This window comes from Caulobacter sp. GW821-FHT09B08 (assembly GCF_059418225.1).
Map to the genome: position 1 here is coordinate 472,948 of NZ_JBWKPL010000001.1, position 21,493 is coordinate 494,440.

Below are 21,493 nucleotides of genomic sequence, written 5' to 3' on the forward strand. Positions count from 1 at the left end.
CCCTCCGCCTCCCGACGGGGGGAAGGAAGGCGGAAGGGCCCCCGGCTCGTCCGCCGGTCAGGTGGGGGACGGGGCGGCGGACGCGCTGGCGACGGCCCGGAAAAGCGGTACGAGCGGGCCGATCGCGAGCAGCTACGCACCGTCTCGCGCTCCGGATGCGGGCAGGATCCGAAAAAGATTCCGCCGCCGCGCGGCGCGATCCCGGGCTGGTCAAACCGTCACACCGGCGCGCTAGATGGCGGCCATGACCCTGCTGACCCGACGCGCTCTCACCACCCACGCCCTGGCCGCCGCCGCCCTGGCCGCCACCCCGGGCCTGGGCTTCGCCCGCGCCGCCCGCAAGCCCATCGTCATCGCCCACCGCGGCGCCTCGGGCCTGCGTCCGGAGCACACCGAGCTTTCGTACAACCTGGCCATCGACCAGGGCTGCGACTTCATCGAGCCGGACCTGGTGCCCACCAAGGACGGCCACCTGATCGCCCGGCACGAGAACGAGATCGGCGGCACCACCGACGTGGCCAACCGCGCCGAATTCGCCGACCGCAAGGCCACCAAGACCATCGACGGCCAGTCGATCACCGGCTGGTTCACCGAAGACTTCACCCTGGCCGAGATCAAGACCCTGCGGGCCCGCGAGCGCCTGCCGCAGCTGCGCCCCGGCAACACCCAATACGACGGCCAGGCCCAGCTGCTGACCTTCGACGAGGTGGTGGCCATCGCCAAGGCCGGCTCACAGCGCACGGGCCGGACCGTCGGCGTCTATCCCGAAATGAAACACCCGAGCTACTTCGCCAGCATCGGCCTGCCAGTCGAGGATCGCCTGGTGGCCCTGCTCAAGAAGAACGAGCTGAACTCGGCCACCGCGCCGGTCTTCGTCCAGTGCTTCGAGGTCACGCCGCTGAAGACCATCCGCGCCAAGACCAAGGCGCGGCTGGTGCTGCTGACCGCCGGCGAGGGCGGCCCGCCCGACCTGCCGAACGTCACCTATTCCCAGCTGACCTCGGCCTCGGGCCTGAAGGAGGTGGCGATCTATGCCGACGGCCTGGGTCCGGAAAAGACGCAGGTCGTACCGCAGGACGCCGACACCCTGCTGCCGGCCACCAGCCTGGTGAAGGACGCCCACGCCGCCGGCCTGGCGGTGCACCCCTGGACGGTGCGGGCCGAGAACTACTTCCTGCCCGCCAGCCTGCGCCGGGGCGACGCGGCCGCCGCCGACTACCTGGCCCAGCCGGGCGACGTGGCGGCGGTGTTCAAGGCGCTTTACGCGGCCGGCGTCGACGGCGTCTTCAGCGACTTCCCGGGCCTGGCGGTCGCCGCCCGGGGCTGACCGCGCGCTTGACCGACCGGCGTTCGGCGCGGGAACATCCGCCTCGATCTGGGGGGAAGTCGATGCGTGCGAAGATTCTGGCGGCCGGGTTGATGGCCGCCCTCGTTCCCGGCTTCACCCAGGCCGACGGGACCGCCCCGCCGATCCTGGCCCTGGGCCTCTGCGCCTCGGGCCTGGTCGAGGCCGCCAAGACTGACGCCCCGGCGGCCCCGACGACGCTCAAAAGCGGCTACGGCGCGTCGCGCTGGAAGATCACGACGACCTCGCCAGAGGCCCAGGCCTTCTTCGACAACGGCCTGCAGCTGGGCCACGCCTTCGCCCACAAGGCCGCCGTGGCCGCCTTCGAGGAGGCCGCCCGCCGCGATCCCGACTGCGCCATGTGCCTGTGGGGCCAGGCCTGGGCCGGCGGGGCCACCATCAACTACACGGTCGACAGCAAGACCCAGGGCGAGATGGTCGCCCTGATGGCTCGCGCTGCGACCCTGGCCGCCAAGGCCACGCCGCTGGAGCGCGAGATGATCGCGGCCATGAGCGCCCGCTACCGGAACGGCGGCGGCAAGGGTCCGGGCGACGACGCCTACGCCAAGGCCATGGACGCCCTGGCCCGCGCCAACCCGGACGACAACGAGCTGGCGGTGCTGGCCGCCGACGCCCTGATGGTCCCCGCTTCGCTGCGGGGCGCCAAGGGCAACCTGCCGCGCGCCGTCGAACTGTTGGAGGCCACGCTCAAGCGCGATCCGGACAACGCCCCGGCCATCCACTTCTACATCCACGCCACCGAGATGAGCGGCTTCACCGCCCGGGCCGAGCCCTATGCCGACAAGCTGGAGGCCCTGGCCCCGTCGGCCAGCCACCTGGTCCACATGCCCTCGCACACCTTCTACTGGGTGGGCCGCTACGAGGACGCGCTGCAATCGAACGTGCGGGCGGCGAAGATCGACCAGGCCAACGCCCAGGCCCAGGGCTTCGGCGACGACGCCTTCAAGCTCTTCTATCATGGGCACAACGTGCAGTTCGGCATGGCCGGCGCCCTGATGTCCGGCGACGCGGACGGCGGCCTGACCCTGGCCCGCTCGGCCATCGCCTACGCGCCCCGGCTCCAGGCGGACGACGCCTGGAACCAGATGGTGGCCGGTTCGGCCTACGCCACCGCCGCGCGCCTGGCGCCGCCGGACGAGGTGCTGGCCCTGACCGCGCCTGGCCAGCCCTATCTGAAGGCGATGTGGCGCTACGCCCGGGCCGAGGCCCTGGGTCGCCAGGGCGACGTGGCCGGCCTGCGTCGCGAGACCGCCCAGGTGGAGCTCGGCAAAGGCGCGCTGAAGAGCTTCGGCGGCTATGCCGGCCAGATGGCCGAGGCCACCAGGCTGGCGCGGCTGGTGCTGGACGGCCGCGCGGCCATGCTGGACGGCCGGCCCCAGGAGGCGGCGACGATCCTGCGCAAGGCCGCCGAGCTTGAGGAAAAGCGCTTCGCCGACATGACCGACCCGCCGATCTGGTACCCGCCCCGCCGCAGCCTCGCCGCCGCCCTGCTGGCCTCGGGCGACGCCGAGGGCGCGGCCCGCGAGGCCCGCGCGACCCTGGTCCGCCGTCCCGCCGATCCGGTCACCCTCAACGTCCTGGCCCAGGCCGAACGCAAACTGGGCCAGACCGTCCAGGCCGACGCGCATCTCGCCCAGGCCCGCAAAGGCTGGACGGGCGATCTTTCGGCGGTGAGCCTTGCCCAGAGCTGAGCAACTAGGGCTGTCATCCCGGACAAGGTCCGAAGGACCGCCGATCCGGGACCGACCTGGAGCTCTGAGTTCACGCGTCGGTCCCGGATCTTCGCGCTGCGCGCTCGTCCGGGATGACAGCGAGAGTGCGCTTGATCCGTCGAACGCCCCGGTGCAGCGTGCCGGCCTCCTTCGCTTCGAGACGCTTCCCATGATCCTGCGCCTGGCCGCCGCGACCGCCGCCTTCGCCCTGCTCGCCACCCCCGTCCTGGCCGGGGAGCAGGCCGCCAATCCGCCGCCGGCCGCCAAACTGGACATCATCGCCAAGGACTTCGTGCGCCTGACGCTGGAGGCCGGCGAGCGCGAGCCGGGCTATGTGGACGCCTATTACGGCCCCGCCGAGTGGGCGACCGCCGCCAAGGCCGCGCCGCGCGACGTGGCCGCCCTGCGCGCCGAGGCCGACCGCCTGGCCACGGCCCTGGCCGCCGTCGACACCGCCAAGCTCAGCCCCGATCTGGTGCGCCGCAAGGCCTTCCTGGCCGGTCAGGTCAAGGCCGCCCAGACGCGTCTCGCCATGCTGGCCGGCACGAAGTTCAGCTTCCAGGACGAGGCCGAGGGCCTGTTCGGCGTGCGCCCGCCGATCAAGCCGCTGGCCGACTACGACCCGATCCTGGAGAAGATCGCCAAGCTGGTGCCCGGCGACGGCGACCTGGCCGTTCGGGTCGACGCCTTCAAGTCGCGCTACACCATCCCGGCCGACCGGCTGGAGCCGGTGATGAAGGCGGCCATCGCCGAGTGCAAGGCGCGCACGGCCGCCCACATCGCCCTGCCCGCCAACGAGCGCTTCGACCTCTCGTTCGTCACCAACAAGCCCTGGGGCGGCTACAACTGGTACAAGGGCGGCGCCCACAGCCTGATCGAGGTCAACACCGACCTGCCCGTGCCGATCAGCCGCGCCGTCGACCTGGGCTGCCACGAGGGCTATCCGGGCCACCACGTGCTGAACGCCCTCTTGGAAGAGAAGCTGACCAAGGCCAAGGGCTGGGTCGAGTTCAGCGTCTATCCGCTGTTTTCGCCGCAATCGCTGATCGCCGAGGGCTCGGCCAATTACGGCATCCACCTGGCCTTCCCGGGCGAGGAGAAGGTGGCCTTCGAGCGCAAGGTCCTCTACCCGCTGGCGGGACTGGACCCGGCCACGGCCCAGACCTACGACGCCCTGGGCGAGGCCACAGCGGATCTGGCCGGCGCGCAGAACACCATCGCCGACCTCTATCTGTCCGGAAAGCTCGACAAGGACGCCGCCGTGGCGGCCCTGGCCAAGTACGGCCTCAGCTCCCGCGCCAAGGCCGAGAAGTCGCTGAGCTTCATCACGGCCTATCGCAGCTACGTGATCAACTACAACCTGGGCCAAGACATGGTCCGCGCCCACGTCGAACGGGCCGGACCGTCGCAGGACGCCCGCTGGAAGCGGATGGAAGCGGTGATCTCCGAGCCGACCACGCCGGCGGACCTGGCCAAATAACACCCTCTCCCAGAGGGAGAGGGCGGGGCCCACCGCGTAGCGGTGGGAGGGTGAGGGGTTACATCCTCACCGATTTCACGCTGGCGCCCTGCCACGGTCGGGGACAGGCACATGTGCCTGTCCCCAGCCTCATTCGACCTTCCGGCACGCCGGTCGACGTTTTAACCCCTCACCCTCCCAAACTTCGCTTGGGCCCCTCCCTCTCCCTATGGGAGAGGGTTCAAAATCCGGCCTTCGTCGGGTCCGGCCTTGCCGTCGAGCACCGCGCGATAGGCTTCCGCCACGGCCTCGGGTCCCGCGCCCTCCACCACCTTCAGCCACCTCGGCGCATCGGCCGCGAACGGCGCCCAGGCCGCGTCGTGGCGCTGGTCGAGGCCGCCTGGACCCCAGTCGGCGGCGCGCTTGCGGATGCGGTCCGGCGCGAAGAAGAACACCGGCTTGGGACCCGGCAGCTCGCCCCCGCCGCGCTCGGCCTCCCAGTGCGTGCCGCCGACGAGGAGACTGAAGGCCAGGGCGTCGCCGAACCGCTCGTGCACGGCCTTCAGCACCGGCGCGTCGCCGGCGAAGTCGACCACCACCACCGGTTCTTCGATCGGCGCGGTGGCCAGGGCGTCATAGGTCACGACCTGATCGTAATAGCCCAGGGCCTCGACGAAGGCCCTGTTGCGCGGCGAGGTCAGGCCCACCACACGCGCCTTGCCCCGCGCTTTCAGCTGGAACGCCAAGCTGATCGCCGTCTTGCTGGACGCGCTGGTCAGCAGCACCGACCGGGCGCCGAAGAGGTCGTTCTCGTCCAGCAGGTCCTCGATGAGAAAGCCTGTGATGAACAGCGGCCGCAGCAAGGCCTGGTAGTCCTCGGCCGGACTAGCTTCGCCCACCGCCTGATACTGATTGTAGACCGGCGGCAGCTCGGCCCGATGCGGGGCGACATCGGCGAAGCCCGTCCGGGTCTTGCGCGGCGTCACCGTCAGGTGGCTGGACATCGGATAGTAGCCGTAGAACCGCTGGCCCACGGCGAGGTCGGGGTGGTTGGACGCCTCCACCCGCGCATGGCCCCAGACCGGGATCCGGCCCCGCCCCTCGGGCGCGGGGAAGAAGTCCCAGTAGCGCATGGCCTCGCCGAACACCGCATAGGTGATGTTGTTGGAGGTCAGAGCGAAGCGCTCGATGGCCAGCCGCGCCTCGCCCTCGGCCAGGTCGGGCGGCTGGACGGCCAGCGTCTCGGCCTGCCGAAGGTCGGTCCTGTCGACCACGAAATCCCAGTTGGACATGGCCTCGTCTCCCTAGGTTCGACGCCGGTCTCGGCGCTCTTTCCGGAGCATATCGAACATTTGTTTGAATTTCGAGACAGGTCGTCGCCGCTTGACGGCCACATTGGCAAGATCACTCTGGCCGCGGCCTTTGGAGGACTGGCTATGGCGAGGCGAGACGCGGCCGCCCTGGCGGGCACGGCGCTCATTCTGGCGAGCCTGGCGCTCGCCGCACCGGCGGCGGCCCAAAGCCCGCCCCTCAGCAAGACGCAGGCCCGCGCCCTGCCGCCAGCCGAGCTGACCCAAAGAGTGATGGGCCAAGTGGCCGACCTGCTGACGCCGTCCGATCCGCCGCCCAGCGGCCGCACGCCCGTCCGCCCCCTGCGCGACCTGGCCTTCCAGACCGCGCCGCGCGCCACCTGGTCGCCCGGCGTCTGCGCCCGCGACAACGTGGTGGTCAGCTTCGAGCCCGCCGGACCCGACCAGGGCGCCGACACGGCCGTGCGCGCCGCCAGCGTCAAGGCCGGCAGCGGCTATCACCTGCTGGCCCCGCCGGCCCGCGAGGACGACTATTACGAAGGCCCGCCGCCGCCCTCGGCACGCCAAGCCTGCGCGGAGCTGGCCGGTCGCGACGTGGCCTTCTTCGACGCGCCGACGGCCGAACTCGCCCTGAGCGGCGCGTGGTGGCTGGGCAAGCTGGCCAAGGACGCCGCCGCGCCGGACCCGGCCTTCGCCCTCGACTGCGGCCTGGCCGCCAAGACCGCCGAGACCTGTCCGGCGATCCTGAGCCGCCTCGCCCTGGCCGACCTGCGCTCGGTGACGCCCTGCGCCGACGACCGCCAGGCCGCCGAGCCGCGGCGCTGCTGGGTCCTGAGCGTCTGGCAGGGCGAGCACATCTACGACGTCAAGCTGCTGGCCGGCTGGCGGACCGGCGACGCCGCCGCCATCGCGCGCGTCGAGCTTGACGAGCAAACGAGCCGCCCGGTGATCGACTGACATGGCGCGGCCTGGCGTAAGGGCCTAGATACGGCGCGACCCGCCCGGAGCCCGCCGATGTCCCTGCCGCTGCGCCACTTCCTGCTCGCCCTGGCCGTGGTAGCGGTGTGGGGGACCAATTTCGTGGTCATCAAGGTGGCGCTGGACCACCTGCCGCCGCTGCTGCTGGCCACCCTGCGCTTCACCCTGGTGCTGTTGCCGATGGCCTTCTTCATCAAGCGGCCCAAGGTTCCGTGGAGCAACCTGGCCGCCTACGGCCTACTGATCGGGGCGGGGCAGTTCGGCCTGCTGTTCGTGGCCATGAAGGGCCACATCTCGCCGGGCCTGGCCTCGCTGGTGGTGCAGACCCAGGTGTTCTTCACCATCGGCATGGCCATGAAGATCAGCGGCGAGAAGGTGCAGCCGTTCCAGATCGCGGCCCTCCTGCTGTCGGTGGCCGGCATCGTGCTGATCGCCGCCCACGGCGGCGGGGCGGCCACCCCGCTGGGCGTGGCTCTGATCCTGGGCGCGGCGGCCAGCTGGGCCGGCGGCAACATCGTCGCCCGCCAGGCCGGGGCGGTGAACATGCTCTCCTACGTGGTCTGGGCGTCCCTCTTCTCGATCCCGCCGCTGTTTCTGATGTCGCTGTGGCTGGAGGGCTGGCCGGCCATGGTCGAGGGCGTGCGCCGCGCCGACGCCCTGACCTGGGCGGCCGTGGCCTGGCAGGCGGTGGGCAACACCATGTTCGGCTACGCCGCCTGGGGCTGGCTGCTGGCCCGCCACCCGGCCGCGACGGTGACGCCCATGGCCCTGCTGGTGCCGGTGTTCGGCATGGGCGCCTCGGCGATCCTGCTGGGCGAGAGCCTGCCGGTCTGGAAGCTGAGCGCGGCGGTGCTGGTGCTGGCCGGCCTGGCGGTGAACATGCTGTGGCCCAAGGTGCGGATGCGGTTCCTGGCGGCGGCCTAGCGCCGGGGACATGCCCTTGCGGCGTGTCCCCATCAGACGCAGTGCGAGACATGGGGACACGCCGCGAGGGCATGTCCCCGGCCGCGCGCTTATCCACAGCGCTGATCCAACTCTGGACGAACCGATCATCCGGCGTGCGAAACGCACGATTTCGGCCTATCTTCCCCTTAGCCAGCCATGCGTTTCGACGACCACTTCCTCGACGAACTGAAGCAACGCCTTCGCCCTTCCGACGTGATCGGGAAGTCGGTGAAGCTGCGGCGGCAGGGGCGCGAATATGCGGGGCTGTCGCCGTTCACCAAGGAGAAGAGCCCCTCGTTCTTCGTCAACGACGACAAGGGCTTCTACCACTGCTTCTCCAGCGGCAAGCACGGCGACATCATCAGCTTCCTGCAGGAGACCGAGCGGCTGACCTTCGCCGAGGCGGTCGAGCGGTTGGCGGCCGAGGCGGGCATGGCCCTGCCCGAACCCGACGCCCGCGCCGCCCAGGAGGACAAGAAGCGCGCCGGCCTCAGCGACTGGATGGAACTGGCCGCCGCCTGGTTCGAGAGCGAGCTGCGCCGCCCGGTCGGCCAGACCGCCCGCGACTACCTCAAGCGCCGCGCCCTGCCCGAGGATCAGTGGAGCCGGTTCCGCATCGGCTTCTCGCCCAACAGCCGCACGGCCTTGAAGGACTATCTGGTCGCCAAGGGCGCCAAGCCGGCCGAGCTGGTCGATGCGGGCCTCTTGATCGCGCCGGAAGACGGCGGCCAGCCCTATGACCGCTTCCGCGACCGGATCATCTTCCCGATCACCGACACTCGGGGCAAGGTCGTCTCGTTCGGCGGCCGGGCCATGGATCCCGCCGCCCGCGCCAAGTACCTGAACGGGCCGGAGACCACGCTCTTCCACAAGGGTCGGCTGCTGTACGGCCTCTACGAGGCGCGGAAGCTCCTGCACGCCGCCCAGGCCGCCGCCCCCACCGAACAGACGCCGATGCTGGTGGTCGAGGGCTATATGGACGTCATCGCCTGCCAGCGCGCGGGCCTGCCGGCCGTGGCGCCCATGGGCACGGCCATGACCGAGGAGCAGATGGAGGTGCTGTGGCGCCTGCATCCCGAGCCCACCCTCAGCTTCGACGGCGACAAGGCCGGCCAGCGCGCCGCCAGCCGGGCCATCGACCGCGCCCTGCCGCTGCTGAAGCCCGGCCGCTCGTTCAAGTTCTCGATCGTGGTCGGCGGCAAGGACCCCGACGACGTGCTGCGCGAGCAGGGCCCCGCCGCCCTGAAGAGCCAGCTGACCCAGACCACGCCCTTCGTCGAGGCCCTGTTCAACCGCGAGCGCGACGCCGAGCCGCTGGACACGCCCGAGCGCAAGGCCGGCTTCAAGCAGCGCCTGCGCGCCGCCGCCGGGACCATCGCCGACAAGGACCTGGCCGCCGCCTATCGCGACGACCTCTACGGAAAGCTGGACGCCCTGTTCCCCAAGCCGGGCGGCGGCGGCGGGCAAGGCAATTTCGGAGGCGGCTTCGGCGACGGCGGCGGCCGGCCGTTCACCCCGCGCGGCCCGTGGCGCGGCGGCCGCGACCGGGGTCCGCCCGATCCGGGCATCCGGGGCATCGCCCGCGCCGAGATCGGCGGACGCCTCAATCCGTTCCACGCCGCCGTGGCCGTGGCCGCCCTGCGCCATCCGGGCTGGGCGCGGCCCTATGACGAGGCCATCGAGCGGGTCGGCTTCGGCGATCCGCGCCTGGCCCCGCTGGCGGCCGAGCTGTTCGAGGCCCTGGCCGACGAGATCAGCGACGAGACCCCGTTCCGCGCCATCCTCGACCGCAAGGGCCTGGGTCCGCAGGCGGCCGAGGCCGAGCGCGTGGCCGGGGCGATCAGCGCCCCGTTCCTCGACCCCAAGACCGACGCCCATCGCGCCAAGGCCCTGTGGTCGGCCTGCTACGAGGCCCTGGTCGAGATCGCCGACAACGAACGGGCCCTGGAAGCCCTGCGCCGCGAGGCGGTGACCACCGGCACCCTGACCGCCACCCGCGACCTGCGCACCCGCAACGCGCTCTTGGAACGGCAGATCAGTGGGCTGGAGTTCTGGCAGGCGGCCAGCTGAGCCGCTTTGGATCCCCTGCGGACGTACTGAAATAAAACGATACTTCCGACTACCCATCTTGACTCGCGCGTCACGCAACGCCATCTGGCGACTCAAGGATTTGCCACGCTGCTGATTGACATCGCCCGGGCCGCCGTCGCGCGCGCCCTCCTTGAAACAGGATGTCACCCTCGCCGCCGACAGGTCCCAGTGACGGCCGAAACCTCGCAAGAGGCGACGCGGATCGCGCCCGAAGACACGGCCTCCGCAACGAGCTCAGCTCGCGGAGCGTTTGGTCATGGCTCTTCGGCGCATGAAACGCGTTGTTCTTGAGAATTTTTTCAGCGGTTCACTGGAGAGCTTGGCCGGACGTCAGGGCGCGATGCGCGAGCGACCACCACACATTTCTCGACGCGCGCCAGGCTTGGGGCGCCGCGTCGCTTCGGAGACTTGAATGAGCACCAATTCCTCGGCCGAGACGGAAGCGCCTGAAGCCACCGGTGGCGACGGCCCCCTGCTCGACCTGACCGACGCCGGCGTCAAGAAGTTCATCAAGCAGGCGAAAGCCCGCGGCTACGTCACGATGGACGAGCTGAACAAGGTGCTGCCGTCGGAAGAAGTCACTTCGGAAGCCATCGAAGACACCCTCGCCATGCTGAGCGAGATGGGCGTCAACGTGGTCGAGGCCGAAGAGGACGCCGAGAACAGCGAAGGCGGCGAGGTCGTCGCCCGCGAGGACAACCAGGCGGTCATCACCAGCGAGAAGCCGGCGGCCTACGACCGCACGGACGATCCCGTGCGCATGTACCTGCGCGAGATGGGCTCGGTCGAGCTGCTGTCGCGCGAGGGCGAAATCGCCATCGCCAAGCGCATCGAGGCCGGCCGCGACACCATGATCCGGGGCCTGTGCGAAAGCGCCCTGACCTTCGAAGCCATCATGGTGTGGCGCGAGGAGCTGGGCACCGGCCGCATCCTGCTGCGCGAAGTCATCGACCTGGAAGGCACCTACGCCGCCATCAACGGCGTGGCCGCCGCGCCCGCCGCCGACGACGAGCCGGCCGAACCCGTCGATGAGGAAGCCGGCGGCGAGCCGAAGGCCGAGGGCGAAGGCGACGACGAGGACGATTTCGACGACGGCGCCGGTCCCACCGTCAGCGCCATGGAAGGCGAGCTGCGCGAAGGCGTGATGGCCATCCTCGACGCCATCGCCGGCGAGTTCGAGACCTTCCGCAAGCTGCAGGACAAGCTGGTCGGCAGCCGCCTGAAGGGCACCGACCTCAGCGACGCCGACCGCAAGGCCTACGAGGGCCTGTCGACCACCATCATCCAGCACCTGAAGACGCTGAAGCTGAACAACAACCGCATCGAGGCGCTGGTCGAGCAGCTCTATGCGATCAACAAGCGCCTGATCGGCCTTGAAGGCCGCCTGCTGCGCCTGGCCGACAGCTACGGCATCAGCCGCGGCGAGTTCCTGAAGGCCTATTTCGGCTCCGAGCTGAACCCGAACTGGGTCGAGCAGGTCAAGGCCATGGGCGTGCGCTGGACCAAGTTCGTCGAGAATGACTCGAACTCGGTCCTGGACATCCGTCAGGAGATCGCGGCCCTGGCCACCGAGACCGGCGTGCCGATCGACGACTATCGCCGCATCGTCCAGACCGTGCAGAAGGGCGAGCGCGAGGCCCGTCAGGCCAAGAAGGAGATGGTGGAAGCCAACCTCCGTCTCGTGATCTCGATCGCCAAGAAGTACACCAACCGTGGCCTGCAGTTCCTGGACCTGATCCAGGAAGGCAATATCGGCCTGATGAAGGCCGTCGATAAGTTCGAATATCGCCGCGGCTACAAGTTCTCGACCTACGCCACCTGGTGGATCCGCCAGGCGATCACCCGCTCGATCGCCGACCAGGCGCGGACCATCCGCATCCCGGTGCACATGATCGAGACGATCAACAAGATCGTCCGCACCAGCCGCCAGATGCTGCACGAGATCGGCCGCGAGCCGACCCCGGAAGAGCTGGCCGAAAAGCTGGCCATGCCGCTGGAGAAGGTGCGCAAGGTCCTGAAGATCGCCAAGGAGCCGATCTCGCTCGAAACCCCCATCGGGGACGAGGAAGACAGCCACCTGGGCGACTTCATCGAGGACAAGAACGCCATCCTGCCCATCGACGCGGCCATCCAGTCCAACCTGCGGGAAACCACCACCCGCGTGCTGGCCTCGCTGACCCCGCGCGAAGAACGCGTGCTGCGCATGCGCTTCGGCATCGGTATGAACACCGACCACACCCTGGAAGAGGTCGGCCAGCAGTTCTCGGTCACCCGCGAACGCATCCGCCAGATCGAGGCCAAGGCCCTGCGCAAGCTCAAGCACCCGTCGCGGTCGCGGAAGCTGCGGAGCTTCCTGGACTCGTAAGCGGGTTCGAGGTTCGAAAGTCAGACGCCCGTCCCGGGAGACCGGGGCGGGCGTTTTGCTTTTGGGAGCTCCGCGCCAAAAAAAAGGCGGCCCCTTTCGGAGCCGCCTGAAGTCCCGACGGAGCGGTCGGGCTTAGTTGCCGACCTTGACGTCGCCCGCGCCGGTCCCCGAGGCCGAGGCGCTGGCGCCGCTGCGCGAGGCCGAGCCGCTGAGGCCCAGCGAGCCGCTGTTGCCGGTCGAACCGCGCGAGGTGGAGGCGTTGCTGGAGCCCGAACCGTTGGCCGAGCCCGTCAGGCCGTCGCGGGTCAGGCTGCCCGAGGCGTCGCCCGAGCCTGAACCGCCGAGGCTGGTCGAGGCGGCGGCGTCGCGGGCCGAGCCGGCGGCGTTGCGCGCCACGCCGGTCCCGCGCGAGGCGGCCGAGCCGACCCGGTCCCGCGTCGCGCCCACGGCGTTGCGGCCGGTGGCGGCGGCGTTGGAAACCCGCGAGGTCACGCCACTGGTGTCCGGGGCGCTCAGCGAGCCGCCGCCCGAGCCGTTGCCCGACAGGGCGCCGGTCAGGGACGAGCCCGCGCCGGAAGCCGAGCCGGTGGCCGAACCCGAGGCCGCCCCGGCGGCGTTGGCGTTGCTCGCCGCGCCCTCGACGGCGCCCTTGGCCGAGCCGGCCGCGCCCTTGGTGCGTTGGACCGCGCCGTCGGCGGCGCCGCGCACGCGGCCGGTGGCGTCGCTCGTCCGCGAGCGGGCGCGGCTCACCGTGTCGCCGGCGCGCGAGGTCACGCCGCTGGTGTCGGGCAGGCCGAACTGGCCCGAGCCGGTCAGCGAACCGGCGCCCTGGCCGGTCAGACCGCCCAAGCCGCCGCCCAGACCCCCGCCCAATCCACCACCGAGGCCGCCGCCGCCCCCCAGGATCTGGGCCTGGGCCATCGGGGCGGTCAGCAGCAGGGCGGCGGCCGTGGCGGTCGTGAAGAACGAGATCTTGCGCATGGTCTTCCTCCAAGGAATGGCTCGAGGCGGCGCTCTGTCCGCCTCTGACCCGTCCAACGACGGAGGCTTTCGGTTTCTTCCCGACCCCGCGAACTTTTTTCCGACTTAAGGTGCGGCGGCCTCGACGAAGCCCTTGCCGAACACCGGGTCGACGCCCGGCGCGCCCAGGTCGGCGGCCTGCTCGGCGAGCTTGGCCACGGCCTTCTGAGCCGCCGCCGGGTTGGGGACGTCCAGCAGCCGGGCCAGGCGCGCGGCCACCACCGGGGCGGCGTAGGAAGTGCCGCGCGCGCTGACGGCCCGGCCGCCCGGCGCGGCGACCTTCACCTCGGCGCCATAGGCGGCGAAGTCCACATGGGCGGCGCGCCCTGCTTCCGGCAGCAGCCGGCGGCGGCGGTCCACCCCGGTCACGGCGATCACCCCCGGATAGGAGGCCGGATAGAGGGCCGGGGCGGCCGGGCCGTCGTTGCCGACCGCCGCCACGATCAGGCAGCCCTTGGCCACCAGCGCCCTGACCGCCGCGCCCAGCGGACCGTTAGCCGGCCCGACCAGGCTGATGTTGATCACCGGCGCGCGGGCCTGCGCCATCCACGACAGCGCCCCGACGATGGCCTCGGCCGAGCCGCCGGTCGGGCCCTGGCCGTAGACGTCGGCGACCAGCAGCTCGCGCACCCCGCCCGCCGCCATCAGCGAGGCGGTGGCCGTGCCGTGCGGGCTGGGACGCGGACCGCCCTTGGCGAACCCCCGCTGCTCCAGCTTCACGCCGGTGAACACCGGCGGGTCTGTCGCCACGCCCCCGTCCAGCAGGCCCGCCCGCGTCGCCTCCCCGGCCCCGGAGGCCAGGCCCGCCGCGCCAGACGCGATCACCGCGCCCGCCCCGGCGTCGGCATAGAGATGGTTGAAGTCGTATTTGCCCTCGGGGTCGAGCTCGCGCAGGCGCTTGACCGCCGCCTTGGCCGAAAGCCCCTTGGGCGTCGCCAGGGTGACCAGCGACAGACCCAGGGCGTCCGACGTGGTGCGGCGCACCTCCACGAAGCCGGCGGCCGCGATCCTGGCCAAGGCCTCGGAGCTGGGCGAGACGGCCAGTACCTGGCCGCGCACCACCGGCTGGCCCAGATCGTCCAGCTCCAGGGCGCGGGGATGGGCGCGAACCAGGGCCGTCAGCCGGTCCAACCGCGCATCCGCCAGGGCCTGGGGCGTCAGCCGCTCGGCGACCTGGTCGAGCCCCGAGACCAGCCGGTCGGCCGCGTCCGGCAGCGGCAGGCCCACCCGGCCCAGCACCGAGGACGGCGTGGGCAAGGCCTGGGCCTGGACCGGTCCGGCGCTCAGGGCCAGCAGGCAAGACAGGGTCGCGATGGCGGGACCTGAACGGGAGTTGCGAAACATCAATGTCCTTGCGCTATCGACGACACATTGGCCGCATCGCGGCGTGTGTGGAATAAGTTTAGGCTTCAGGGACTAAACGCCGCCGGCGAGACGTTTCTTCCCCAGGTGACGAAGGCGAACCTTGGATTCTTTCCAGACGGAGATGCTGGCCCTGCTGCCCCGGTTGCGTCGGATGGCGCGGGTGCTGGCCTGGGAACCGGCGGACGCCGACGACCTGACGCAGCTGACCGTGGAGCGCGCCCTGACGCGCCGCGACCAGTGGCGCCCGGATTCACGACTGGACAGCTGGATGTTCCGCATCATGCGCAACGCCTGGATCGACGAAGCCCGCACCCGCCAGAGACGCGGGCGCATCCTGGCCCCGCCCGAGCTGGGCGCGTTCGCGGCCGACCCCACCGCCCCCTCGCTGGAAGCCCGGCTGGAGGCCTCGGCGGTCGAGCGCGCCCTGGCCGCCCTGCCCGAGGACCAGCGGATCGCGGTCGCCTTGGTGCTGATCGAGGGACTATCCTATCAAGAGGCCGCCGACAGCCTGGAGGTGCCGATGGGCACTTTGACCAGCCGTCTGGCCCGTGGCCGCGCGACGTTGCAGACTGTGTTGATCGACCAGGGAGCCCAGCCATGACCGTTCCTGACGAAGAGGTCTTCGCCTTTGTCGACGGCGAGCTGCCGCCGGAAGCCATGGCGCGGATCGAGGCGGCCATGGCCACCGATCCCCAGTTGGCCCTGCGGGTCGAGACCCAGCGGGCGCTGCGTCGCCTGCTGTCGGGCGCCCATGCCGGCGTCATGCGCCAGCCCCCGCCCGAGACCCTGACCCAGGCGGTGTCCGGCCAGGCCAAGGCCGCGCCCAAGCCGCCTCCCAAGCCGGCCGAAGTGATCGCCTTCCCCGGCGCCCAGGCCAAGAAGGCCAAGGCGGCCAAGGCGCGCGAACCCAAGCTGAAGCCCCCCAAGCCCGCGCGCGCCGCCGGCGAAGGCGGCTTCCCGTCCTGGATCGCCATGGCCGCCTGCCTGGTGGCCGGCCTGGTGGTCGGCCGGATGGCCATGCCCTCGCCCGCCACCCTCAGCGGCGGCGACGAGCCGGCCCCCATCGCCGCCGGCCCTCTGGCCCAGGCCCTGAACACCCAGGCCTCGGGCCAGGGCGCGGGTCCGGTGCGCATCGGCCTGTCGTTCAAGGACAAGGCGGGCCTCTATTGCCGCACCTTCCAGGCCTCGGGCCAGGCGCCGGTCGCCGGCATCGCCTGCCGCGAACCCTCGGCCTGGAAGGTGCGGGCCGTCAGCCCGGCCGGACCGGCCTCGAGCGCCGACTACCGCACGGCGGGGTCTGAGACCCCTTCCGCCGTCATGGCCAGCGTCGATGCGATGATCGTGGGCCAGCCGCTGGACGCCGCCGGCGAGGCCAAGGCCCGGGCGGCCAAGTGGAAGCCTTCTCGTTAAGCGCCTGGAGCCGCCCCCCGGCATGGCCGGAGGGCGGCAGGTTCGAGCCCGCGCAGGGGGGAATGCGGATTGGGCTCGAACCGGCTCGTGGCCGACGGCGGGCGGTCCTAGGCGAGGATGTCCAGGAGGGCGCCCGTCATCTCGTCGGCGGTCTTGGCGACGGCGGCGTTGGCCTTGAAGTCGGTCTTGGCCGAGATCTGCTCGACCGCTTCCTTGGCCAGGTCGATCTTCTGCTCGCCCTGGACCTGCTCCACGCCCCAGGCGGCCGTGCGCTGGGCGCTGGCGCTGAGACGATCGGTGGCGGCGGCCATACCGGCCGCGGCGATGTTGAGGGCTTGCACGGGCCGACTCCCTGGTTGCCAGGGCAATGTGCGATGCGTCGGTTAAGCGGGCTTAAGGAAAGGCGGTGAAATTAGGCGGTTAATCGGCATGAGAGGCCGTAACCCCTCCTGCCGTCATTCCCGCCCTCGTGGCGGGAACCCCTGGTTCAGCTGGCATGTGAAGCGGCTTGGCGCGCCGGCGCGCCACTCATCCGCCCTTGCGGCGGACAGAGGGGTTCCCGCCACAAGGGCGGGAATGACGGAAGGTTGGAAAGCGCCGGATCGATGCCTAGGCGCTGATATTGACCAGCGTGCCGGTCAGTTCGCCCGTGGCCGCGCCGAGGGCCGCGCCGGCGGCGGCGGTCGCCTTGGCGTTGGTCTGGGCCACGGCCAGCTGGGTCAGGTCGACCGGCGGGGCCGGCTGGGCCTGGGTCGCGACAGGTCGCGGAGCGCTGTAGGCGGGGGTGGCGGAAACCTGCACGGCATATCCTCTGGACGTCGCCGCCAATCTGGCCGCGAGGCGTTAAGCGGGCCTGACCAGACAAGGTAAACGCCCTCTTCACGCCCGCCCGCAAAGCGCCGTTTTCCGGAAAGATTACAAAACGTTCAGGCGCACGATCTCGACAAGCCGCGCCGGTCTGGTCAAGGTCGCGCTTTTCGCGGGGATCGCCCCGTTCCTGGAGCCTTCCTCGATGCCGTTCTCCCGTCGCGCCGCTCTCGCCGGCGCCGCCCTGCTGATGGCCGTCCAACCCGCCCTGGCGACCGCCGCGACCAAGCCGGCGCCCGCCAAGGCCGCCGCGCCCAAGCCCGTCGGCAGCGACTTCAAGCCCTCGGCCGCCGCCATCAAGGCCCACATGGGCTTCCTGGCCGACGACCTGCTGGAAGGCCGCGAGGCCGGCACGCGCGGCTACGACATCGCCGCCCAGTACGTGGCCTCGCAATATGCGGTGATGGGCGTCAAGCCGGCCGGCGACAACGGCTCGTACCTGCAGCAAGTGCCGCTGACGGCCTTCCGCGCGGCCAACGAGGGCGGCGTCTCGTTCGCCGGCGCCGACGGCAAGACCGGCGCCCTGACCTTCGGCGAGGACTACCTGCCCTCGGCCCAGGCCCGCCAGGCCGAGACCTCGGTCACCGCGCCGCTGGTCTTCGTCGGCTACGGCGTCGTCGCCCCCGAGCGCGGCCGCGACGACTACGCGGGCCTGGACGTGAAGGGCAAGATCGTCGTCATCCTGAACGGCGCCCCGTCGGGCTTCCAGACCGAGGTCCGCGCCCACTACGGCAACACCAACACCAAGCGGGTCGAGGCCGCCAAGCGCGGCGCGATCGGCGTCATCACCCTGCCCACCACCAGCAGCGAGAAGAACCGCCCGTTCGCGCGCGGCATCCCCGGCTATCAGGACTGGCGGATGACCTGGAACGACGCCGAGGGCGCGCCCAGCGTGCGCGGCGCCGCGGCCCCGGGCCTGGCCAGCCTCAGCCTGAAGGGCGGCGCCAAGCTGTTCGCCGGCGCCCCGACCTCGCTGGAAACCGTGCTGGCCACGGCCGAGACGCCGGAGGGCCTGGTCAAGGGCTTCGACCTGCCCACCAACGTGACGATCCAGCTGAAGACCGAGATCGAGAAGCGCCAGAGCAGCAACGTCGTCGGCCTGATCGAAGGCTCGGACCCGACGCTGAAGGCCCAGACGATCATCCTGTCGGCCCACCTCGACCACCTGGGCCTGCACGGCAAGGGTCCGGACGTCATCAACAACGGCGCCCTGGACAACGCCGCCGGCATCGCCACCCTGCTGGAAGTGGCGCGCGGCTTCAAGGAAGCCAAGACCAAGCCCAAGCGCTCGATCGTGCTGCTGGCCGTGACCGCCGAGGAGAAGGGCCTGATCGGCTCGGACTACTTCGCCAACAACCCGACCGTGCCCAAGGCCGGCATCGCCGCCGACGTCAATCTGGACATGCCGGTGCTGCTGTACGACTTCCAGGACGTGGTGGCCTTCGGCGCCGACCGCTCGTCGATCGGTCCGGCCGTGGGCCGCGCCGCCGGCCGCGTGGGCATCGGCCTGTCGGCCGACCCGATGCCGGAAGAGGGCCTGTTCGTCCGCTCGGACCACTACCGCTTCGTCGAGCAGGGCGTGCCGTCGGTGTTCCTGATGACCGGCTTCAAGAACGGCGGCGAGAAGGGCTTCCGCGACTTCCTGGCCACCCACTATCACAAGCCCAGCGACGACCTGAAGCTGCCGATCGACTACAACGCCGGGGCCCGCTTCGCCCTGGTCAATTACGAGATCGCCCGCGAACTGGCCGACATGCCGGCGCGTCCCAGCTGGAACAAGGGCGACTTCTTCGGCGAGCTGTTCGGCAAGAAGTGACCCCGGGTGGGGACGGGCCTCACGGGCCCGTCCCCACGGCCTCGGATTTGGTCGGGCGATTGATCAAGACAGGCGGGTCGTTTGCTGCCCCCCTGTGCTGGCCCTCTGTCGCCCGTCTATCCGAGGAGACCGCCCGTGAGCCGATACAGCTTCCTGGACCTGGCCAGTTCGCCCAGCGTGCGGGCGGCCCAGGCGGAGATGGGCGTCGACCATCTGTGGCGGCCGGGCGAGGTCGACCGGCGGTTCGAGCGGTTCACGGAAAACGAGGTCGCCTTCATCGCGCAGCGCGACAGCTTCTACATGGCCAGCGTCTCCGAGACGGGCTGGCCCTATGTCCAGCATCGCGGCGGACCGCCCGGCTTCCTGAAGGTGATCGACGAGGTCACCCTGGCCTTCGCCGACTATGCCGGCAACCGCCAGTACATCAGCGTCGGCAATCTGGACGCCAACGACCGGGTGGCGCTGATCCTGGTGGACTATCCCCGGCGGGCCCGGCTGAAGATCCTGGCCCACGCCGAGCGCCTGGCGCTGGACGACCATCGCGACCTCCTCGCCCAGGTGACGATTCCCGGCTACCGGGCCAGGCCCGAAAGGCTGTTCCGGCTGCGTCTGGCGGCCTTCGACTGGAACTGCCCCCAGCACATCGTTCCCCGCTTCACCGAGGCCGAGATCGGCCACGCGGTCCAGCCGTTGCGCGAGCGGCTGGCCGCGCTGGAGGCCGAGAACCAGGCGTTGCGCGAACGCCTGGCCGGGCGGGCTTCGTCGGCGGAAGACGGACCCACCGCTTGACCCCGCCCCCGCCCGGCGCGATCTAGGGCGGGTCCGATCAGCCGGAGACGGGACGCGTGTTGAGTGTGGGAAGCCTGCTGAGGATCGGCCTGATCGTTCCGGCGATCATGGTGGCCGACGTCTGGCTGGCCCAGCGCCTGTTCCCGGGCTTCGACGCCGGGGCCCAGTTCATCAGCGAGTTGGGCGGCCCCAAGGCGCCCCTGCCCCAGGTGTTCAACATCGGCATGATCCTGGCGGGCCTGGCCGGCATGGCGGCCGGGGCCGGCTTCGCCCACGTCCTGGAGCACGCCGGCGGCCGCCGCCGGGTCTCGGCCTTCGCGGGGCTCTGGGTGTCGATGACCGGCCTGGGCGCCCTGTTCGCCGGCCTCTTCCACTGGCCCGACCCCATGCACCGCGCCTGCGGCGTGGGCCTGGCCATCCAGTTCGCCCCGCTGTTCACCGCCTGGGCCCTGTGGGGCAAGCCGGGCCATCGCCGTCTGGCCCACTTCTCGCTGGGCTGGTTCTTCGGCCTGCTGCTGGTGCTGGCCCTGCTGACCGGCGTGTGGAACGTGCGCACCGGCCACGACGTGGGCTACTGGCAGCGCGGCCACGCGTTCCTGGGCTTGCTGTGGCTGGCCATCGCCGCGTTCTGCCTGGACCGCCACTGGCGCGCGCGGCCGGTCGTCACGGACAACGAGCAGCCCTCCGCTGAACCCGACTACGCGCCGGCGGCTTAACGCCAGGCGTAGTTGAAGCTGATGCTGATCCGCTGTTCCTCGGCCTGGTTGGGCGTCACCTCGTGGCGCAACCAGCTCTCCCACATCAGGATCGAGCCCGGCTCGGGCTGGACATAGACAAAGGGCTGCAGGGTCTCGGGCGCGTCGGCCTGGCGGGTGGGCGCGGCCATCATCATCGGCAGGCGCGGATCCTCGAACTTCAGGGCCGAGGCGCCCGGCGGGATCGTCACATAGACCGTGCCGGAGATGACGCTGTGGGGGTGGATGTGGCCGGTGTGCTGGCCGCCCGGCTCCAGGATGTTGATCCAGAAACTGTCCATCACCAGCTTGCCGCCGGCCAGGTCGAAATGCAGGGCCTTGGCGAAGGCGAGCGCGTGCTTGTCGAGCTTCTTCTTCAGGTCCGCGAACAGGCTGTCGCGCTGGGCCAGGTCGTCCAGCGAGGCGTAGGAGGTGTAGCCGAGATAGCCCTTCTTCTCGGCCCAGGCCTGGCCGGCCTCGTCGTCCTCGGCCACGGCGATGCAGGCGTCGTGCAGTTCGTCGATGAAGTCGGCGAAGCCCTTCTCCCCGGCCAGGCTGGCCTCGTAGAGCGGCGTGACGAAGAGCGGGCGCGTGGTCATGGGGCGGGTCATACAGGGCGGGCGCGTTGACGACAAACCCCGGATGGAACATCATGTGAACATGGCTGATGGCGAGATCACCCTGAAGATTGAAGGCGAGCGCGCGGCGCGCTTGCGAGCGCGCGCGGAAGCTGCGGGTCAGAGCGTTGAGGAGTATGCACTTGGAGTCCTCGGGCACGCCCTAGAGCAGCCAGGCTTCGAAGAGACCAGCGCCCCGTGGAACGGGCCGCCAGTTCGCGCTCCGCATGACAACGGCCTCGAAGGCGACAACGAGGCCTACGCCGACGAACTAGATCGGATCTGCGACGAAGCCGAAAGGACGGGCGGCGTGCCTTGGGAAGAGTTCAGGAATCGACTCCTAAATCTCGGTAGTCGCACGCGCTGATGCGCCTGTTCATCACCGAAGAGGCGCTAAATGATATAGACCGTCTCGAGGATTGGCTCTTCAAGCGCGGCTTGTCGTTTGCGGACGGTTTGGGCGCCTGCTTGGTCGAGGCGGTCGAGACGCTGACCTCCTTCCCGGAACGAGGATCGAGCAGCGCCACCGGGCGCTATCGCGAACTCTATGTGCCGTTTCACGCCAACATCTATGTCATCCAGTATCGCGCGCGGGCGGATAGACTGACTGTGGCCCGCATCTTCCACAGCCTCGAAGATCGCTGAACCG

20 protein-coding genes are annotated in these 21,493 nt (G+C 70.6%); 14 read left to right on the top strand and 6 right to left on the bottom strand.

Annotation, left to right across the window (positions count from 1 at the left end; all coding sequences use genetic code 11):
- Positions 1-235: 235 nt before the first annotated feature.
- The 3 genes from AC07OA_RS02205 to AC07OA_RS02215 all read left to right on the top strand — a co-directional run bounded on the left by AC07OA_RS02205 (position 236) and on the right by AC07OA_RS02215 (position 4,558).
- Positions 236-1,327 carry a glycerophosphodiester phosphodiesterase gene (locus AC07OA_RS02205; RefSeq protein ID WP_494662124.1) on the top strand — a complete coding sequence of 364 codons (1,092 nt, stop codon included), beginning with the start codon at positions 236-238 and terminating at the stop codon, positions 1,325-1,327.
- A gap of 62 nt (positions 1,328-1,389) precedes the next feature.
- Positions 1,390-3,057 carry a tetratricopeptide repeat protein gene (locus AC07OA_RS02210; RefSeq protein ID WP_494662125.1) on the top strand — a complete coding sequence of 556 codons (1,668 nt, stop codon included), beginning with the start codon at positions 1,390-1,392 and terminating at the stop codon, positions 3,055-3,057.
- A gap of 190 nt (positions 3,058-3,247) precedes the next feature.
- The gene (locus tag AC07OA_RS02215) at positions 3,248-4,558 is read left to right on the top strand and encodes a hypothetical protein (protein WP_494662126.1); all 1,311 of its coding nucleotides are present in this window, start codon (positions 3,248-3,250) and stop codon (positions 4,556-4,558) included.
- A 206-nt stretch (positions 4,559-4,764) separates the two neighbouring features.
- On the opposite strand, the gene AC07OA_RS02220 is transcribed toward AC07OA_RS02215, so the two are convergent.
- Positions 4,765-5,829, bottom strand: coding sequence for a DUF2855 family protein (locus AC07OA_RS02220; protein WP_494662127.1), 1,065 nt, complete (start codon positions 5,827-5,829; stop codon positions 4,765-4,767).
- Between the two features lie 144 nt (positions 5,830-5,973).
- Between AC07OA_RS02220 and AC07OA_RS02225 the strand changes: the two genes are divergently transcribed.
- The 4 genes from AC07OA_RS02225 (at position 5,974) to rpoD (ending at position 12,226) form a co-directional block, all read left to right on the top strand.
- Positions 5,974-6,804: a hypothetical protein gene (locus AC07OA_RS02225; protein WP_494662128.1), complete on the top strand. Its 831-nt coding sequence runs from the start codon at positions 5,974-5,976 to the stop codon at positions 6,802-6,804.
- Between the two features lie 57 nt (positions 6,805-6,861).
- Positions 6,862-7,749 (top strand): EamA family transporter, encoded by an 888-nt coding sequence (locus AC07OA_RS02230; RefSeq protein ID WP_494662129.1) that lies wholly within the window; start codon positions 6,862-6,864, stop codon positions 7,747-7,749.
- Between the two features lie 177 nt (positions 7,750-7,926).
- On the top strand, positions 7,927-9,840 hold the full coding sequence (gene dnaG / locus AC07OA_RS02235; RefSeq protein WP_494662130.1) for a DNA primase: 1,914 nt from the start codon (positions 7,927-7,929) through the stop codon (positions 9,838-9,840).
- Positions 9,841-10,273: 433 nt separating this feature from the next.
- Positions 10,274-12,226 (top strand): RNA polymerase sigma factor RpoD, encoded by a 1,953-nt coding sequence (gene rpoD, locus AC07OA_RS02240; protein WP_494662131.1) that lies wholly within the window; start codon positions 10,274-10,276, stop codon positions 12,224-12,226.
- 132 nt (positions 12,227-12,358) lie between these two features.
- Here rpoD and AC07OA_RS02245 read toward each other — a convergent pair whose 3' ends face one another.
- A complete protein-coding gene (locus AC07OA_RS02245) occupies positions 12,359-13,207 on the bottom strand; it encodes a hypothetical protein (RefSeq protein ID WP_494662132.1) in 849 nt (282 codons plus the stop codon).
- A 105-nt stretch (positions 13,208-13,312) separates the two neighbouring features.
- A complete protein-coding gene (locus AC07OA_RS02250) occupies positions 13,313-14,590 on the bottom strand; it encodes a S8 family serine peptidase (RefSeq protein ID WP_494662133.1) in 1,278 nt (425 codons plus the stop codon).
- Positions 14,591-14,711: 121 nt separating this feature from the next.
- Between AC07OA_RS02250 and AC07OA_RS02255 the strand changes: the two genes are divergently transcribed.
- Positions 14,712-15,212 carry a sigma-70 family RNA polymerase sigma factor gene (locus tag AC07OA_RS02255; RefSeq protein WP_494662134.1) on the top strand — a complete coding sequence of 167 codons (501 nt, stop codon included), beginning with the start codon at positions 14,712-14,714 and terminating at the stop codon, positions 15,210-15,212.
- Complete coding sequence (locus tag AC07OA_RS02260; protein ID WP_494662135.1) at positions 15,209-16,021, top strand: anti-sigma factor family protein; 813 nt, start codon at positions 15,209-15,211, stop codon at positions 16,019-16,021. Before AC07OA_RS02255 ends, AC07OA_RS02260 begins: the two co-directional genes overlap by 4 nt.
- 107 nt (positions 16,022-16,128) lie before the next feature.
- Here the strand turns inward: AC07OA_RS02260 and AC07OA_RS02265 are convergent, their stop codons facing one another.
- Both AC07OA_RS02265 and AC07OA_RS02270 read right to left on the bottom strand, forming a co-directional pair.
- A complete protein-coding gene (locus tag AC07OA_RS02265; protein ID WP_494662136.1) occupies positions 16,129-16,362 on the bottom strand; it encodes a flagellar basal body rod C-terminal domain-containing protein in 234 nt (77 codons plus the stop codon).
- A 268-nt stretch (positions 16,363-16,630) separates the two neighbouring features.
- Positions 16,631-16,822, bottom strand: coding sequence for a hypothetical protein (locus AC07OA_RS02270; RefSeq protein WP_494662137.1), 192 nt, complete (start codon positions 16,820-16,822; stop codon positions 16,631-16,633).
- Positions 16,823-17,033: 211 nt separating this feature from the next.
- Between AC07OA_RS02270 and AC07OA_RS02275 the strand changes: the two genes are divergently transcribed.
- The 3 genes from AC07OA_RS02275 (at position 17,034) to AC07OA_RS02285 (ending at position 20,209) form a co-directional block, all read left to right on the top strand.
- Positions 17,034-18,704 carry a M20/M25/M40 family metallo-hydrolase gene (locus AC07OA_RS02275; protein WP_494662138.1) on the top strand — a complete coding sequence of 557 codons (1,671 nt, stop codon included), beginning with the start codon at positions 17,034-17,036 and terminating at the stop codon, positions 18,702-18,704.
- A gap of 135 nt (positions 18,705-18,839) precedes the next feature.
- The gene (locus AC07OA_RS02280) at positions 18,840-19,493 is read left to right on the top strand and encodes a pyridoxamine 5'-phosphate oxidase family protein (RefSeq protein WP_494662139.1); all 654 of its coding nucleotides are present in this window, start codon (positions 18,840-18,842) and stop codon (positions 19,491-19,493) included.
- 56 nt (positions 19,494-19,549) lie between these two features.
- The gene (locus AC07OA_RS02285) at positions 19,550-20,209 is read left to right on the top strand and encodes a DUF998 domain-containing protein (protein WP_494662140.1); all 660 of its coding nucleotides are present in this window, start codon (positions 19,550-19,552) and stop codon (positions 20,207-20,209) included.
- Here AC07OA_RS02285 and AC07OA_RS02290 read toward each other — a convergent pair.
- A complete protein-coding gene (locus AC07OA_RS02290) occupies positions 20,206-20,826 on the bottom strand; it encodes a TIGR02466 family protein (RefSeq protein WP_494662141.1) in 621 nt (206 codons plus the stop codon). The genes AC07OA_RS02285 and AC07OA_RS02290 overlap by 4 nt on opposite strands.
- 43 nt (positions 20,827-20,869) lie before the next feature.
- On the opposite strand from AC07OA_RS02290, the gene AC07OA_RS02295 reads away from it, so the two are divergent.
- Positions 20,870-21,211: a hypothetical protein gene (locus AC07OA_RS02295; protein ID WP_494662142.1), complete on the top strand. Its 342-nt coding sequence runs from the start codon at positions 20,870-20,872 to the stop codon at positions 21,209-21,211.
- Complete coding sequence (locus tag AC07OA_RS02300) at positions 21,211-21,489, top strand: type II toxin-antitoxin system RelE/ParE family toxin (RefSeq protein WP_494662143.1); 279 nt, start codon at positions 21,211-21,213, stop codon at positions 21,487-21,489. The genes AC07OA_RS02295 and AC07OA_RS02300 overlap by 1 nt, the downstream gene beginning before the upstream one ends.
- The last annotated feature ends 4 nt before the right edge of the window (positions 21,490-21,493 follow it).